The sequence below is a fragment of the Pseudomonas kitaguniensis genome (genome assembly GCF_009296165.1).
GTDB classification, from domain to species: Bacteria; Pseudomonadota; Gammaproteobacteria; order Pseudomonadales; family Pseudomonadaceae; genus Aquipseudomonas; species Aquipseudomonas kitaguniensis.
The window spans coordinates 39399-53712 of sequence record NZ_VUAZ01000003.1 but is presented as its reverse complement, the minus strand read 5'-3'; the positions used below and the strand labels follow the sequence as shown (position 1 = coordinate 53712).

The 14314-nt window shown below is 56.8% G+C and carries 15 protein-coding genes, 1 tRNA gene and 1 pseudogene; 5 read left to right on the top strand and 12 right to left on the bottom strand.

The features are described from left to right. The first annotated feature begins 905 nt into the window (after window positions 1-905). Genes F0169_RS27255 through F0169_RS00460 form a run of 3 tightly spaced genes read left to right on the top strand, consistent with a single transcriptional unit; the run spans window position 906 to window position 2694 of the window. Window positions 906-1547: a hypothetical protein gene (locus F0169_RS27255; protein ID WP_172979282.1), complete on the top strand. Its 642-nt coding sequence runs from the start codon at window positions 906-908 to the stop codon at window positions 1545-1547. Between the two features lie 3 nt (window positions 1548-1550). Further along, window positions 1551-2102, top strand: a complete 552-nt coding sequence (locus F0169_RS00465; protein WP_152745104.1) for a tail fiber assembly protein — start codon at window positions 1551-1553, stop codon at window positions 2100-2102. A gap of 58 nt (window positions 2103-2160) precedes the next feature. Continuing rightward, window positions 2161-2694 carry a glycoside hydrolase family 19 protein gene (locus tag F0169_RS00460; protein ID WP_058411395.1) on the top strand — a complete coding sequence of 178 codons (534 nt, stop codon included), beginning with the start codon at window positions 2161-2163 and terminating at the stop codon, window positions 2692-2694. Between the two features lie 288 nt (window positions 2695-2982). Here F0169_RS00460 and F0169_RS28225 read toward each other — a convergent pair whose 3' ends face one another. Then, window positions 2983-3846 carry a methyl-accepting chemotaxis protein gene (locus F0169_RS28225; protein ID WP_425274268.1) on the bottom strand — a complete coding sequence of 288 codons (864 nt, stop codon included), beginning with the start codon at window positions 3844-3846 and terminating at the stop codon, window positions 2983-2985. Then, a pseudogene (locus F0169_RS28220) lies at window positions 3838-4623 on the bottom strand (MCP four helix bundle domain-containing protein); the annotation flags it as partial. The gene F0169_RS28225 and the pseudogene F0169_RS28220, both read right to left, overlap by 9 nt. Window positions 4624-4869: 246 nt before the next feature. Between F0169_RS28220 and F0169_RS00450 the strand changes: the two are divergent. Next, entirely contained in the window at window positions 4870-5637 is a 768-nt protein-coding gene (locus F0169_RS00450; RefSeq protein ID WP_058411393.1) for a DNA adenine methylase, read from the top strand. Between the two features lie 164 nt (window positions 5638-5801). On the opposite strand, the gene F0169_RS00445 is transcribed toward F0169_RS00450, so the two are convergent. The 4 genes from F0169_RS00445 to F0169_RS00430 all read right to left on the bottom strand — a co-directional run bounded on the left by F0169_RS00445 (window position 5802) and on the right by F0169_RS00430 (window position 7405). Continuing rightward, window positions 5802-6488 (bottom strand): SOS response-associated peptidase, encoded by a 687-nt coding sequence (locus F0169_RS00445; RefSeq protein WP_152745103.1) that lies wholly within the window; start codon window positions 6486-6488, stop codon window positions 5802-5804. A 26-nt stretch (window positions 6489-6514) separates the two neighbouring features. Further along, the gene (locus F0169_RS00440; protein ID WP_152745102.1) at window positions 6515-6856 is read right to left on the bottom strand and encodes a hypothetical protein; all 342 of its coding nucleotides are present in this window, start codon (window positions 6854-6856) and stop codon (window positions 6515-6517) included. Window positions 6857-6941: 85 nt separating this feature from the next. Then, a complete protein-coding gene (locus F0169_RS00435) occupies window positions 6942-7151 on the bottom strand; it encodes a hypothetical protein (RefSeq protein WP_058414019.1) in 210 nt (69 codons plus the stop codon). Between the two features lie 167 nt (window positions 7152-7318). Next, window positions 7319-7405: transfer RNA gene (locus tag F0169_RS00430), tRNA-Leu, on the bottom strand. A 225-nt stretch (window positions 7406-7630) separates the two neighbouring features. Between F0169_RS00430 and F0169_RS00425 the strand changes: the two genes are divergently transcribed. Continuing rightward, window positions 7631-8179 (top strand): hypothetical protein, encoded by a 549-nt coding sequence (locus F0169_RS00425; protein WP_152745101.1) that lies wholly within the window; start codon window positions 7631-7633, stop codon window positions 8177-8179. Between the two features lie 2 nt (window positions 8180-8181). Here the strand turns inward: F0169_RS00425 and F0169_RS00420 are convergent, their stop codons facing one another. The 6 genes from F0169_RS00420 to F0169_RS00395 all read right to left on the bottom strand — a co-directional run bounded on the left by F0169_RS00420 (window position 8182) and on the right by F0169_RS00395 (window position 14204). After that, entirely contained in the window at window positions 8182-8709 is a 528-nt protein-coding gene (locus F0169_RS00420) for a DinB family protein (protein WP_172979281.1), read from the bottom strand. 72 nt (window positions 8710-8781) lie between these two features. Continuing rightward, the gene (locus F0169_RS00415) at window positions 8782-9603 is read right to left on the bottom strand and encodes a hypothetical protein (RefSeq protein ID WP_152745100.1); all 822 of its coding nucleotides are present in this window, start codon (window positions 9601-9603) and stop codon (window positions 8782-8784) included. 18 nt (window positions 9604-9621) lie between these two features. Then, window positions 9622-9969 (bottom strand): DUF2493 domain-containing protein, encoded by a 348-nt coding sequence (locus F0169_RS00410; RefSeq protein ID WP_058414017.1) that lies wholly within the window; start codon window positions 9967-9969, stop codon window positions 9622-9624. A gap of 65 nt (window positions 9970-10034) precedes the next feature. Further along, entirely contained in the window at window positions 10035-12743 is a 2709-nt protein-coding gene (gene mgtA, locus F0169_RS00405) for a magnesium-translocating P-type ATPase (RefSeq protein ID WP_152745099.1), read from the bottom strand. Window positions 12744-12978: 235 nt separating this feature from the next. Then, window positions 12979-13272 carry a hypothetical protein gene (locus tag F0169_RS00400; RefSeq protein ID WP_058414015.1) on the bottom strand — a complete coding sequence of 98 codons (294 nt, stop codon included), beginning with the start codon at window positions 13270-13272 and terminating at the stop codon, window positions 12979-12981. Window positions 13273-13592: 320 nt separating this feature from the next. Then, window positions 13593-14204: a LysE family transporter gene (locus tag F0169_RS00395; protein WP_058414014.1), complete on the bottom strand. Its 612-nt coding sequence runs from the start codon at window positions 14202-14204 to the stop codon at window positions 13593-13595. Between the last annotated feature and the right edge of the window lie 110 nt (window positions 14205-14314).

Sequence of the window (14314 nt, the reverse complement as noted above, 5' to 3'; positions counted from 1 at the left end):
CGGGGAACTGGAGAAGTCTTATGAAGTTTAGACTGCTTGTAATGAGGTATAAAAATTGAGTTACGGCCTCAAAGCTATAAACGACAGCGGCTTCGTGCAGATAGATTCCGAGACGCCTAGACTGTGCGTTATTTATAGCGGCGTGTACGCCGCTACAGCGTACGCCATTAACGTTTATTTCCCGGCAGCGATAACTACTCTAGAGCCTCCCTGCATTTTCCTAAGGAACAGCGAGTCGAATCCGGGCGACCTTTATACGAGTATGACCATACTGGGCTCCGCTGGAGCCTGGACGGGATTCCAGATAGTCTCACTACAAACAGATATGCGGCCGAATGGAAAGTGGTTCGCCGCCGTGTTTGCGTCAAAAAGCACAGACACTTACGGAATGAGAATGTGGGCCGCCGACCGAAGCCTTATTTATGATTCCGGCGCCGTGCCGGTTCTATTCAGTCGTGCCAGCCATTCCTGGTCATTCCAAGGGCGGGTAGTGATCAACGCTATCACTAATGGCTACTACTGGAGAAACGCGCTAACGGCCCCCTTGCTGTCTGACGAGTACTTTATGATAAATCCTTTTTCTAGAGGGCTACTTACACCTCAGGTAGTTGGATGGACTCAGATAGGAGTTAGATTCAGCCATGCTGAGCGCTGCTTGCAAGTGTTCGGGATAACAGCGCAAGGCGCATGGTCAGACATGGGATCGCCCGGCGCAGTATTTGCCCGGCTGCCCGGCACCTGATGCTTGTTTCACTAAACAACTTACATAACCCGCGATGCGGGTATTTTTTTGCCTGGAGAAACATATGGCTTCTTGGTACACAGAAGGGACGGTCACCGTTACCAACGGCAGCGCCGTAGTAACCGGAGCCGGTACAAAGTTTTCTAATTGCCGACCGGGCGATATGTTTGTTGGTCCTGACAGCGGCATCTATCAGGTAACCAACCCGGTGAGCGATACGTCGGTATCGATTTCCCCCAATTACCGTGGCGTGAGCGCCGCCGGTGCTACCTACGGCATCGTGCCCGTAAACGGCTATCCCAAGGCGCTGGCCGATGCGGTCAACCAGATGGTGCAGCAGTGGGGCGCGACACTGGCAGGGCTTGGCCCGGTGGCCAGCATGAGCGTGGTACCCGTTACCAGCGGCGGCACCGGCGCAACCTCGGTGCCTGCAGCGCGCACAAGCTTGGGGCTCGGCAGCGCCGCACTCAAAACCATTGGCAGTGCCGCAGGCAATGTTCAGGACGTTAGCGCACCGGCGCCCATGGTCGGCAACTCAGCTTTCATTGAGCAAGGCAGCCACTTCATCAATTACGGCGACAGCACAACGGTAGTCCCTTCCGGCGGTGCGTACTGGGCGGGTATCAGGGCTCAGTATCCTTACCAGAACTGTGCGATGGACCTGGTAGCCCAAGTCGTTACCGGCGGCAGCATGAACCTCATGTTCCGCACTATTGCCGGCAACGGCGGCGGCGACCCGTGGCGCAAGATCTACCACGACGGCAACACCACCCGTGCCCAAGACGGCACCCTTAAGGCGATCTAAATCATGGCAAGAGCAGCAATCAATATCGTGGGTTCTACGGGCGCGATGTACGACCTGACCTCACTTGGCGGCATCGATGTTGGCAGTTACCGCAAAGATGTGGGTGTTTACTGCGTGACGGGCTCCCTGGGCATGGTGCCGTTTCCGCCACTGGATCAGGGTTGGGGCTTTTCACTGCACCCGTCGGAAAGCCAGGCGCTGGTCGATACGTCCTTCGACGATGGGCTGTTGACCATCACTGTCACGATGGATGGCGAAGCGTACGACCTGAAAACAATGATCACGCTGCATATCCTGGTGCCGGACTTAGAGGCGATTGTCGTTCCGCCGCCGGCCGCCGATCCGATGGGGGAGGCGCACGCTGAGATCAATCGTTTGCGCGCGGCCGCTGACCACGCAATCGCGCCTTTGCAGGACGCGGTCGATGTTGACGACGCGACTGCTGCAGATTTGGCACTGCTGACATCCTGGAAGAAGTTTCGTGTTGCACTCAACCGCCTGCCCGATCAGCCCGGTTACCCGCAGGCCATTGAGTGGCCCGAGGCTCCACAGTAGAGCCAGCGTTTGCACTAACACCCGCCGCCGAGCGGTTTTTTTTCGCCTGGAGAAAGCCATGCCGATCACCGAGCAGCAGTTGCTGCAGATCCTCCCGAACGCCGGCCGCCAAGCCGGCGTTTTTGTATCCGCTCTAAACGCGGCAATGAACCGTTACGCGATTGTGGGAACGGCGCGCGCGTCGGCGTTCATTGCGCAGATCGGCCACGAGTCTGGCCAGTTGCGTTACGTGCGGGAAATTTGGGGGCCAACCGCCCAGCAGCTTGGATACGAGGGCCGGGAGGACTTGGGCAATACCGTAAAGGGTGACGGCTCCAAGTACCGTGGCCGTGGCCTGATCCAGATCACCGGGCGCGCCAATTACGCCGCTTGCGGCGAAGCGATGGGTCTGGACTTGGTCAATCACCCGGAACTGCTCGAGCAGCCGCAGCATGCTGCGATGTCGGCGGCTTGGTTCTGGTCGACGCGAGGGCTGAATACCATCGCTGACGAAGGGGAGTTCGTAAAAATTACACGCCGAATCAATGGCGGCATCAACGGCCTGGCAGATCGCCGGTCGCTGTACGACAAAGCGCTGGCAGTGCTGGCATGACGCCCTTGAGCTTGGTGGGTTTGATTTGGCGCTGATGGCAAACGTTGCAGCGATTATCTGGTGAGTTTGTCGCGGTCTACGACCATGCGATTGACTGATAGATCTCGCGCCATGGTCAGATTCAGCATCAGGTTGAAATGCTGCGCCACGCGCAGCAAAACAACGATAATGAACTGATTGCTACCATCTCTTGCCAAGGTAGCGAGTAATAAATACCTCGTACCTAAGCTATTGGAAAAAATGGGCTTTCCAAAAAAATAACTACACGGCTAGAGAACTAAAAAAAATCTAGATTTTAAAAGTTCCTATAAGCACTCCAAATGAGCTTGCAAGCCTGGACAGTTCAGAGCTTGATGCATTGGTCTGGTGCGCTCCAGTTGCTGTCTGAGTTGAGAGGTCTTGAATGTTCACCAGATTTCTATCTACCTCCCTCGCTACCTGAGCTTGCTCTTCAGCAGCGCTGGCAATAACCATGTTTTTTTCATTGATAATTGATACTCCGTCAGTAATGCGATTAAGAGCGTTACCTGCTTCGATGGCCTCCGCTTGAGTTTTTGATGCTAAATGCTTGCTCTTGACCATTGCCATCACTGCTTCGTCAGCACCGGTTCTGACCTGCTTCATCATAGATTCGATGTCTGTAGTGGATGCTTGAGTGCGGTGAGCAAGAGCACGTACCTCATCTGCCACTACAGCAAAGCCCCTTCCTTGCTCCCCCGCTCGGGCCGCTTCAATAGCAGCATTAAGGGCTAGCAAATTTGTTTGCTCCGCGATGGCCCTTATTACATCAAGAATCTTCGTGATTTCACTTATACGATTCGACAAATTTTCTACTTTTTCTGTAGAGCTAGAGATCTCATCTGCCATTGCGGTGACAGAGGTTACTGCATTTCTAACTTGATCTCGTCCTTCAATAGCATTACGACTTGCCTGCTCCGAGGCTTCGGAAGCGCCCGTCGCGTTGCGAGCGACTTCCTCAACGGCTGCGGTCATTTCGTTAACCGCAGTAGCAGCTTGCTGAATCTCATCGTTTTGTCGTAGCAGACCTCGCGAGCTCTCTTCAGTAACTGCATTCAACTCTTCAGATGCTGATGCTAGTTGATCTGCTGCGCTTCCGATTTCTGTTACAGTATCTTTTAAATTTTTCTGCATCTTGGAAAGGGCGACCATCAAATCGCTGACCTCATCACGCCCGTCAACTATTACTACCCTTGACAGATCTCTATCGGCTATTTGCTCTGCACTCTTAAGCGCGCTGGAAAGTGGCCTGGTGATAGAGCGCGTGATCAAAATACCTAGCATTATGGCTGCAATGAAAGCTATTACGACACCAATGCCCAAGCTCCAAATAGCTTGGGATACTGAGCGTGTTGCGCTTTCGGCCGCTTGGCCAGTCTGGTCGTTATTTGATTTTACGATAATTTTTAATTCATCATTTACAGTGTTATAAGCAGTCACTCCTTCTTTGTCCAGAAGCTCCGCAGCGCCATCAAGATTCCCCTGGGTTATTAGAGAAATTATTTGATCTGAAATGCGAATGTAAGTTGGCCAGTCTTTTTCGAATTTGTCTCCGGCCGCTCTCTCATCGTCAGCAAGCGGTGTCTGACGATACTCATTGAAAAGCTGTTCTACCTCTTTCTGGTTATCTGTTATGGACTTTACAGTATCGTTGTATTGAGAGGCTGGTGCTTTAGTGTATTTTAACAAAAGGGCACGATGTATGTCCCGGTAGTGGGCAATAGCGTTTGCCCGAGCGTTGCTTGTTTTGTATACTGATACGAGGTTGTTAGATATAACACCGTCAAGGCTATCGCTAAGCGTATTTATCCCCGATCGACCTACCAACCCTACAAGTAAAGTAATTACAGCACACGCTGCGAAGGCGGTGACCATCCTGGGCCCGAGTTTAGTGTTACGCAAAAGGTTCATAAAGCGCCTACCGTTAATGGATTGTCCTGAACCCCAGAAATTTCTGGACCATTATCTGTATCAGCGCGGATAGCCATTCACTTGAGTGATCGACGACAGACGGTAAGAGATGACGATTATCGCTAACCAGACTTGGGGTATTCGCCTCTAAATGATGAGCCATAGCTTTACAACGCGGCTTGATCAGCTACGGACGATCAGCTGCAAATAGGAACCACCACCAAAGCCCATTGCAAAGGATTGCAAATGACAAACCCAATCGTTCCATGGATGGGCGGCAAGCGCCGCCTTTCGAAACGCCTGCTTTCGCTGTTCCCTGATCACGAATGCTACGTTGAGGCTTTCGCTGGCGGCGCGGCGCTGTACTTCAAGCGCGAGCAGCCCGCCAAAGTCGAGGTGCTTAACGACCTGAATGGCGACCTGATTAACCTGTACCGTGTCGTCCAACACCACCTCGAGGAATTCATTCGCCAGTTCAAGTGGGCGCTCAGCTCGCGGCAAATCTTCGAGTGGCAGAAAATGGCTGTGCCGGAAACACTGACGGACATACAGAGGGCTGCGCGGTTCTTTTATCTCCAGCAGCACGCCTTCGGCGCCAAAACCACCGGGCAAACCTTCGGCACTGCGACCACGGGCCGACCTATCAACCTTCTTCGGATCGAGGAAAACTTGTCAGAGGCTTGGCAACGGCTTTCTGGCACGTACGTTGAAAACCTTCCCTGGCTCAAGTGCGCAGTTAAATACGACCGGCCGCACACCTTCCATTACATGGACCCACCTTACTGGCAGACCGCTGGGTATGGTGGCCAGTTTGGTTTCGAGGAATACGAGCGCATGGCAGAGTTCATGCGCAGCTGCGAAGGCAAGGTAATGGTGAGCATCAATGATCACCCAGATATTCGGCGGGTGTTTGAGGGGTTTCGCGTGGAGGCGATGGATATTCGTTACACCACGGCCAACCCGAGGAAGGCATCTGCCGCTGTGACTGGCGAGTTGGCGATCATGAGCTGGTAGCCAGTGGGTGCCTGGACTTTTGCATCGGAGGGCATGAAAAAATGCCCTCAATCCATGTAAAGAAGATGGAACAGGAGCCCTGGACAGCGGCGCGCAAAAGCCGGCGCAAATTATTCCAGGCTCTGCCGCGTCCTCGTTCCGAGCTTGCCAGGCTTACTTCAGGGCTACTGCGCAGTGATGGGCTGAATTAACTCCGGCCCTTTGTTCCGCACATTGCCAACGGCTGTGTCGACCTTGAACCACTCGAAGACCTCTGACGGTTCGCCTTGGTGCAGAACCATCTGCTCGGCTCGCTCTTTGGGTGTGGCCGGGTCAAGCCATTCACGCGCCAATTCCGGCGTCAGCACAACGGGTCGCCGGTCGTGCACGTCCACCATTCCACCTGCGCTGTCGGCGGTGATGATCACGAAGCCGTCATGTTCGCCCGGCCCCTCATCGGAGTCAGGCAGTTGACCAATGGCTGCGCACAGTGATGGTGCGCCATCCCGCCGTCGGATCAGGTAGGGCTGCTTTTTCGGTCCGCCTTCATCCACCCACTCAAACCAGTTATCGATTGGCGTGATTGCCCGATGCGGCCATATCGCCCGGAAGAATGGACCGTGAGCAACCTTCTCGACGCGCGCGTTTATCGGCGCGGCGCGGTCTTTGGCCCAATGCGGCCTCCAACCCCAGCGCACCGGATCGGCCAGTAGCAGCTCGCCCTGGATGTGGAGCAGTGCGACCTGAGTTGTGGGGGCGACGTTGTAGCGCTCTAGGGGCAATTCGCCCACAGAGTTCGCCAGAGCATTGGGCATGCTCAGCGCCGCAACGAAGTCGTGAATTCCCCGGTACTGCGTCAGTCTTCCACACATGGTTATTCCTCAATGTTGAATTGAGCTTAGACAATCGTGGTTGGGCGAGGCCTCATTTCATTTACGATCCTGCGCAGTTCGTCCAATTCTCGCTTGCCTATTCTGTTCGCTGTGGTGAGCTCTTCTAACTGTTTGCGCATAACCGCCGCTTCGGCACCTCTTTCCCGTAGGTATCCAGAAAACTCAGCGTTCTTAGCCTGAGTTTCCAGCAGCGTCTGGCTGATGCAGAAAACGTCTGCTCGCGCTTTTCGCAGATGCGAGTTCAATTCCCGTATCTCGTTTTCAAGCAACAGGCAATGCTGCTTGTACATTTCGAGAGGCGTAGGAAGCCCGAGCCACCCGAAGGTGTCTTCGTCAATAATGTCCATGGTGGCTATTCCGAATACTGTATGCATGCACAGTAATCGAGGTTGGGGCATGGCGCTATTCGAGGCGACGAGCTGCAGTGCTGTCTTAATCAGGCGCCATCAACACTGCCAAGGTCAGCTTTACGAAGTCCTCATTAGCGTCGATGGTGTGCAGTGCGCCGCGCACGTTTTCGGAAACTTCGGCTGAGCCGCGCTGCTCGACCCAGTTTGAAATCTCCATGATCGCGGATTCGAGAGCCAGCTGGTTTTCGTAGAGCTTGGAGAGAAGGGAGGGCATTAGGTCTGAGTTAGGCATCGGTGTTCCTCTGGTTGAGTGAACAGCTTAGCAGTCGGCGTTAGTTGGGGAGTTTGTATTCGGTCGGCAGGACGCCGGAGATGGGAATTGCGGAGCAAGCTTGGAAATTGCGAAGCGGAAAAGATAAGAGCCTGCATGAAATTCATCATGCAAGCCCTTGATATGTATGGTGCCCGAACCCGGAATCGAACCGGGACGCCCTTACGAGCGGGGGATTTTAAGTCCCATGCGTCTACCAGTTTCGCCATTCGGGCGGTAGCGCGGTGTAGCAGGGTTGGGAATATATAGACCTGGGCGCTTCGATGCAAGGTCACAGGGTGCCTTTCTTGTACAAAAGCTTGCCTGAAAAAGCCCGGTAGATCAGTGATCTACAGGCGATTTTTAGTCTGTTGCGAAACATCCTGGAGGCGCGGGAACAAGGTCTGGTAATCGCAGTCATAGCGATATGCCATCCCGGCATTATGGAAAGGAATCAGTTGATGCTCAGTGTTCGCAAGCCTTCTTGGATGATTGCTGCAGGCGTAATCGGGCTGTTGGTCGCCACAGGGGTAAATACGGCGCAGGCGGGAAGTGAGGTGCAGTGGGGAAGTTTCGGACCAGGCAGTGGCGATAAGCTCACGACCAGTTCATCAGAGGGCGCGAAGCGCGTGTTGTCTACCACCGCGTTTAGCGTGGGCGATCTTGAAAAGCTGCTGGACGGCCAGAAAAGTGATCACCAGGAGTTGCTGCGCTTGAACAGCAAGCTGCAAGAGCAGGCGCGCTATTTCGACGAGTTCAAGCGTAAGGACGGGTCAAGCTCAAGCGCCAGTGACAGTCAATTGTCGGACCTGAAGCGTACGGTTGCAGATCAGAAGAGCACCATCGACAAGCTGAAAAGCGAAGTGGAAGACTTGAAAAGCAAATCAAATTCCAATTCGAGTTCCAGCTCCAGTGAACTGTCCCGCCTGAAAAGCGATGTCAGTGATCAGAACCGTACGATTAGTGACCTCAAGCGAAGCATCGACACGTTGAGCAGCAAGGTCAAATAAGTTCAGTCGATCAGCGCCAGCAGGTCGGTATCGCCTACATCCACTCCGGCCTGACTCAACAGCGTGGTTACCTGGCCGCGATGATGGGTCTGGTGGTTGAAAAAATGCACCAACAAGCCGAAGAACGGCTTGTTGGTCCCAACGCCGCGCATGTTGTGGTACGTGAGGCGGTGATCCAGGTCCGGTTCGCGCAGGCTTTGCGCCCAGTCGATGATGAGTTGATCGAGCCAGGCGCGATGGGCCGACAGCTCACGAATGTCAGCAAACGCCAACGCCTTGAGGTCGCGAGGCGTTGCGACCGCGCTTAATGGCGTCAATGCTTGAAAACCTGCCGGGTGCTCGGCAAAGCGCTTCAGCCAGACAGTATCGCCTAGCGCCAGATGATTCAGCGTGCCGAGAATCGAGCCGAAAAATGCCTGTCGATCGGCTGCCAACTCACCGTCTGTCAGCGTGCAGGCGGCCGCATAAACCTTGCGGTTCATCCACTGGTTGTACTCGGCCATCAACCTGATTTGTTCAATGCGGTTCACGTGCGTGCTCTCTGAATGGCGCGGTGGGGCCATCATAGAGCGTGCTTGCCTGGCAGTCATGCCAACTAACGCTTAGAACCGCACGGTGGCGCCGGTGGTCAGCCATTGGTTGCGGTCACCGCTGAGGCTTTGCCCGACGATTAGGTCTACGTCGATCAGTTTGCCCACGTGCAATCGCGGCCCGGCTTGCCACGCTTGGTCGCCGCCTGCCTGGCCGTAACGCTCAGCGATCAGCGTCAGCGTGTCCGCCAACTGATATTCGAAGCCGGTGCCCCATGTCAGGCGATGGTTTTGCTCGCCGCCGTCATATGCATGCGCCCAGCCGCCATTGAGGTTAAGGCGCAGCGCTTCTACCGGTTGCCAGGTCAGCGGAATGTTGAAGTCCGCGCCGTCGAACGCATGCGCGCGGTCGACGGCAATATGACCGGTTGCCGACACCGCCATTTGCAGGCCCAAATCTTGCCGTGACCAAACCTGCGCCTTGACTTGCGGGCTGACCTGGCTCTGGGCATCGCCGGTGTCGCTGGCACGAGACAGCGCCGCGCTCCATTGCACGGCAGGCAGTGCGCTGAACGTGCAGGCGGGGTTGAGGGTTTGGCTATGCACACGGCCTGCGTGCCGGTCGGCGGTGTACCAAACGTCAATGTTGCATTCTCCCGGCGCGTTCACCGCGCCGTCGTCGACGGCATAAGCACCGCCAGCCGCGTGGGCCTTTGAACACAGCGCAATCAGCAAAACAAGGCCCAGGGTTACGCCGATAAAGGTCAGGTTACGCTGCAGTGCGCGGCGCTTGGCCGGTGGCAACAACAGCAGGGTATGGCGAGCGCCGCGATAGTGACGCGCACGGTATTTGGCGAACCCGTCCTGCCGCTTTGGGTTGGTTTTTTTGTGCATGATGCACCTCGCTTGAAGTCAGCTTTCTACGGTGAGCACCGAAATGCCGCAGGCTTTTGCCTGGCAGATCAGTTGTGAAGTGTCGTCACCACCCGGCAGGGCGATGACCACATCGGGGCGGCTGTCGGTGAGCATGAAATGGTTGCGCTGGCGTTCCGCCTGCTTGCCGTGGCGTTGCCAGTTGGGCGGGTAGCGCACCACGTCGATGCCGATTTCTCGCGCCCATTCCTCAATGTCACTGCCGAGGAACTGGTTGCCGCCGTGTATCAATACCTGCACCGGGCGCAGGCGGTGGTAGGCGTCCAGTACTTGGCGGGATTTTTTGCTGTCGGCGTAATGACGACCTGCACAGATCAAGACGCGCATGCGGGCGTTCCTTTTATTGCGCGGTGGCGGCCGGGCGACCGCCACCGTTTAAACGGCGGGGGTGATCAGTACCACTGCTTGAAGCGGCGGATGTAGATCGTTTTCATCAGTTGGGCGACGCAGCAGTAAGCGAGCAGGGTGCCGACCAGCCATGGGAAGTACGCCAGCGGCAGCGGCTGCAGGCCCACCAGTGTGCCCAGCGGCGAAAACGGCACGTAGATGCCCAGTGCGATCACCACGCACGTCATCATCAACACCGGCCAGGCGGCGGTGCTCTGGAAGAACGGGATCTTGCGCGTGCGCAACATATGCACCACGAGGGTTTGCGAAAGCAGCCCCTCGATAAACCAGCCGGACTGGAACAGGGTCTGCATCTCCACGCTGTTGGCCGAGAACACGTACCACATCAGCGCAAAGGTGGTGATGTCGAAGATCGACGAAGTTGGCCCGATCCAGATCATGAAGCGGCCGATGTTCTTCGCGTCCCACTTGCGCGGCTTGGCCAGGTATTCCTTGTCCATCTTGTCCCACGGCAACGCGAGCTGGGAGATGTCGTACATCAGGTTTTGCAGCAACAAGTGAATCGCCAGCATCGGCATGAAGGGAATGAATGCACTGGCTACCAGCACCGAGAACACGTTGCCGAAGTTGGAGCTGGCGGTCATGTTCAGGTACTTCATGATGTTGCCGAAGGTTTCGCGGCCCTTGAGCACACCTTCTTCCAGCACCATCAGGCTCTTTTCCAGCAGGATGATGTCGGCCGACTCCTTGGCGATGTCCGTGCCGCTGTCGACCGAAATGCCCACGTCGGCATCGCGCAGCGCCGGTGCATCGTTGATGCCGTCGCCGAGGAAGCCGACCGTGTGACCATTGGCTTGCAGCGCTTTGAGCACCCGCGATTTTTGCAACGGCGTGAGCTTGGCAAACACCGTGCGTTCTTCCACACGGCGCAGCAGGGTCGCGTCGTCCATTGCTTCGATTTCAACGCCCAGCAGTGGCTGGCCTGGGTCGAGGCCGACCTGGCGGCAGATAGTGCGGGTGACCACGGCGTTGTCGCCGGTCAGCACTTTGACCGCCACGCCGATTTGCTGCAGTGCCGCAATCGCCGGGCCTGCGGTTTCCTTGGGTGGATCAAGGAAGGTCAGGAAGCCCTGGATGACCAGGTTGCGCTCATCGGCCGTGGTGTATTGCTGGCGCGCCAGTGCGTTGGGAATGTTGCGCGTCGCCACCACCAGCACACGGAAGCCGTCTTCGTTGTAGTCATTGGCGAGTGCCAGCAGCGCTTCACGGCGGCGATCATCCAGCGGCAACGCTTCGCCGGCTTCCATCACGTGGGTGGAAATGCTCAGCATCTCTTCCACCGCGCCCTTGCACACCAGCAGTTGATCGCCAGCGGCGTCCTTGACCACGATCGACAGGCGACGGCGCACAAAGTCGAACGGCAGTTCGTCGACCTTGCTGTAGGCAAACGGCACCTTGAACTTCGGATTTTGTTCCGAGAACTGCAACACGGCCTGGTCCATCAGGTTTTTCATGCCGCTCTGGTGAAAGCTGTTCAGCCACGCCAGCGACAGCACCGCGTCATCGCGCTGACCCGCCGCATTGACGTGGTGTTCGAGGATGATTTTGTCCTGCGTCAGGGTGCCGGTCTTGTCGGTGCACAGCACGTCCATCGAACCGAAGTTCTGGATCGCATTGAGGCGTTTAACCACCACTTTGCGCTTGGCCATGGCCGTGGCGCCCTTGGCCAGGTTGGCGCTGACGATCATCGGCAGCATTTCCGGGGTCAGGCCGACGGCAACCGCCAGGGCAAACAGGAAGGCATCGCCCCAGTCACCTTTGGAGAAGCCATTGAGCAGGAACACGATGGGCACCATCACCAGCATGAAGCGAATCAGCAACCAACTGACACTGTTCACCCCGCGATCGAACGCGGTTTGCACCCGTGAGCCGACAATCGCTTTGGCCAACGAGCCAAAGTAGGTGCGTGGCCCCGTGGCAACCACCACGGCCTTGGCCCGGCCGCTGACCACGTTGGTGCCCATGAAGCAGATATTCTGCAGGTCCAGCAGGTTGCCCTGGTCGACCGCCAATGAGCTGGCAGATTTCTGTGTGACGTCGCCGAGTGTGTCGTATTTTTCGACCGGCAACGCTTCGCCGGTCAGCACGGCCTGGCTGATGAACAGATCGCGCGATTCGATCAGGCGAATGTCGGCCGGGATCATGTCGCCGGCAGACAACTGCACAATATCGCCGGCCACCAAGTCACGCATTGGCACTTCGCGCAGGGTCGGTGCGGCGCCGACTTGCTCGCGACGCAGCACGGTGGCGGTGGTGCGCACCATGGCTTTTAGGGCTTCGGCGGATTTGGCGGAGCGGTGTTCCTGCCAAAAACGCAGCAGGCTGCTGAGCAGCACCATGGTCATGATAATGATGACTTTGGTCAGGTCGACGTCTTCACCGGCCTGCAATGGCAGCCAGTAGTCGGTGACAAAGCTGATGCCGGCCAAGGTCAGCAACACGTAGATGAACGGGTTGTTGAGTGCCTGCAGGAACTGCACGATGGCGTGCGGCGGCTTGTCATGCGCCACCTCGTTATAGCCTTCGCGTTGCAGGCGTGCGCTGGCGTCCAGCTCGGTCAGGCCATCCTGCGTGGCCCGCACGTTGGCGAGGGTGGCCGAGAGGCCGTTGCGGGCTTCACGCGCGGCACGCATCGAGAGTGCAGTGTCGGTGCCATTTTTGGTGTGCAGAGGCGTGTTTTTTACGGCGCTCATTGTGTGTACTCCTGTCGCCAATTCACGACAAAACATGCCCGGTACTTACCTGATGACAGGCGAGCGAAAGCATGCCGAGCCGCAAACTTTGCGATCGGTTTAAATAAGAGAGTTACTTAACTTCTACAGTGCCCGCCACGCAGGCGTTAATTAACTAACGCGCAGCGGGATACTACTGGCCGTGTTCATAAAGAACGCCAGAACGGTTATGCGCAAGTTGATGTTTCCAGACGGTTCAGGCGGCGCGATGGCTCAGGTAAACACCGAGCATCAGGCCTGCTTGAGCCCGCGTGGAAACCTTCGGTCTCTGCGGGTCTTGAGGGTCGGCGTGTTCCCACTGCTGCAGCAATTGGCCGCTGACAGGGCAGGCGCGCCAGTGCGCCAGCGGAGGCGCCGGGCGTACTTGAGGGGAGGGTGCAGCAAAGGTCGAGCGGGTAGGCGAAAACCCCACAGGCTCGCGGCGCAACTTGGCGCGCAGGGCGGCGGCCAGTGTGCGTACATCGGGCAAAGCAATCAGTTGGAAGGTCATAACACACCTCGGGACCGGACGGGCGACCGGTGAGGCAGTTACGGTGGAGCATCAAGCTCTAGCGCAGCTTACCGGACCGAAACGGCGAGTCCTGTCATATTCTGGGTTTGGCGCCCGATGCCCGCTGATGCGGTGCTCGAGCAGCGACTAGATACTGTGTCCATTGGCTTCTTTTGTGAGGTTTAAAAAAGGCCCCAGTTGCGGGCAGGGGGAATTTACTCAGGCGCTTACAAAATGTCAACGCAAGATTAATTAAACCTTGCGGTGTTCAGAGTTTATTCAGACACGCTGCACTCACAAGTTACTCGCGCGCTGCAACTTCATACACCGCGTGCAGCCAGAACAGCCAGATACAAGAGTACCAGCCCGCACAGTGCATAACTGACGCGCTGCCACAATGGCGATGCATTCTTGCGCAATAGGTTGACCAGTGCCGCCGTCAGAAAACACGAGAGCACCGACGCCAGCATGAAGCCTGCAAAAAACGTCAGTGTCTGCGCATGGCTCGGCGTCGCGCCAACGATGCCGGACAACGCGCTGCCCAGCGCGCCCCAATAAACGATGTTCTTAGGGTTGGCCAGGGAAATCGCGGCGCCTACCGCCAGCGCGTTCTGCGCGCTGCCGGCCGGTGCGCTGCTTTCTTGTGGCAAATGCCAGGCATCGATCAGGCTGCGCACGCCCAGCCACGCGAGGTACAGCGCGCACACGATGGTCAGTGGCACACGCACCGCGTCATGCTGGATCAGCAGCGCAATACCGGTGAGGCCAATGACCGCCCACACCGCGTCGCCGACCAGCGAACCGACTTGCACCAGCAATGCCGGGGTAAAGCCTTGCAGCAGGCCACGGCGCAAGGTCTCCGCGAGCACCGCCCCCGGCGACAGGCAAAATACAAAACCGAACACCAGTGCGTAAAAAAAGATCGTCAACATGCCCGCGTCCTTTCGACAAAGTGCAAAAGCATACGACGGCAGCGGTGGCAAAATCGAGTATCGGTTGGCGCGTTGACGGCCGCAGCGTGCGCTCCTGCAGCCGTCAACTC

What these genes read in the sequence shown, in the direction of transcription:
- F0169_RS27255 (WP_172979282.1), top strand. Translation starts at nt 906, where the DNA reads ATGTTTGTTGGTCCTGACAGCGGCATCTATCAGGTAACCAACCCGGTG.
- F0169_RS00465 (WP_152745104.1), top strand. Translation starts at nt 1,551, where the DNA reads ATGGCAAGAGCAGCAATCAATATCGTGGGTTCTACGGGCGCGATGTAC.
- F0169_RS00460 (WP_058411395.1), top strand. Translation starts at nt 2,161, where the DNA reads ATGCCGATCACCGAGCAGCAGTTGCTGCAGATCCTCCCGAACGCCGGC.
- F0169_RS28225 (WP_425274268.1), bottom strand. Translation starts at nt 3,846, where the DNA reads ATGCAGAAAAATTTAAAAGATACTGTAACAGAAATCGGAAGCGCAGCA.
- F0169_RS00450 (WP_058411393.1), top strand. Translation starts at nt 4,870, where the DNA reads ATGACAAACCCAATCGTTCCATGGATGGGCGGCAAGCGCCGCCTTTCG.
- F0169_RS00445 (WP_152745103.1), bottom strand. Translation starts at nt 6,488, where the DNA reads ATGTGTGGAAGACTGACGCAGTACCGGGGAATTCACGACTTCGTTGCG.
- F0169_RS00440 (WP_152745102.1), bottom strand. Translation starts at nt 6,856, where the DNA reads ATGGACATTATTGACGAAGACACCTTCGGGTGGCTCGGGCTTCCTACG.
- F0169_RS00435 (WP_058414019.1), bottom strand. Translation starts at nt 7,151, where the DNA reads ATGCCTAACTCAGACCTAATGCCCTCCCTTCTCTCCAAGCTCTACGAA.
- F0169_RS00425 (WP_152745101.1), top strand. Translation starts at nt 7,631, where the DNA reads ATGCTCAGTGTTCGCAAGCCTTCTTGGATGATTGCTGCAGGCGTAATC.
- F0169_RS00415 (WP_152745100.1), bottom strand. Translation starts at nt 9,603, where the DNA reads ATGCACAAAAAAACCAACCCAAAGCGGCAGGACGGGTTCGCCAAATAC.
- F0169_RS00410 (WP_058414017.1), bottom strand. Translation starts at nt 9,969, where the DNA reads ATGCGCGTCTTGATCTGTGCAGGTCGTCATTACGCCGACAGCAAAAAA.
- mgtA (WP_152745099.1), bottom strand. Translation starts at nt 12,743, where the DNA reads ATGAGCGCCGTAAAAAACACGCCTCTGCACACCAAAAATGGCACCGAC.
- F0169_RS00400 (WP_058414015.1), bottom strand. Translation starts at nt 13,272, where the DNA reads ATGACCTTCCAACTGATTGCTTTGCCCGATGTACGCACACTGGCCGCC.
- F0169_RS00395 (WP_058414014.1), bottom strand. Translation starts at nt 14,204, where the DNA reads ATGTTGACGATCTTTTTTTACGCACTGGTGTTCGGTTTTGTATTTTGC.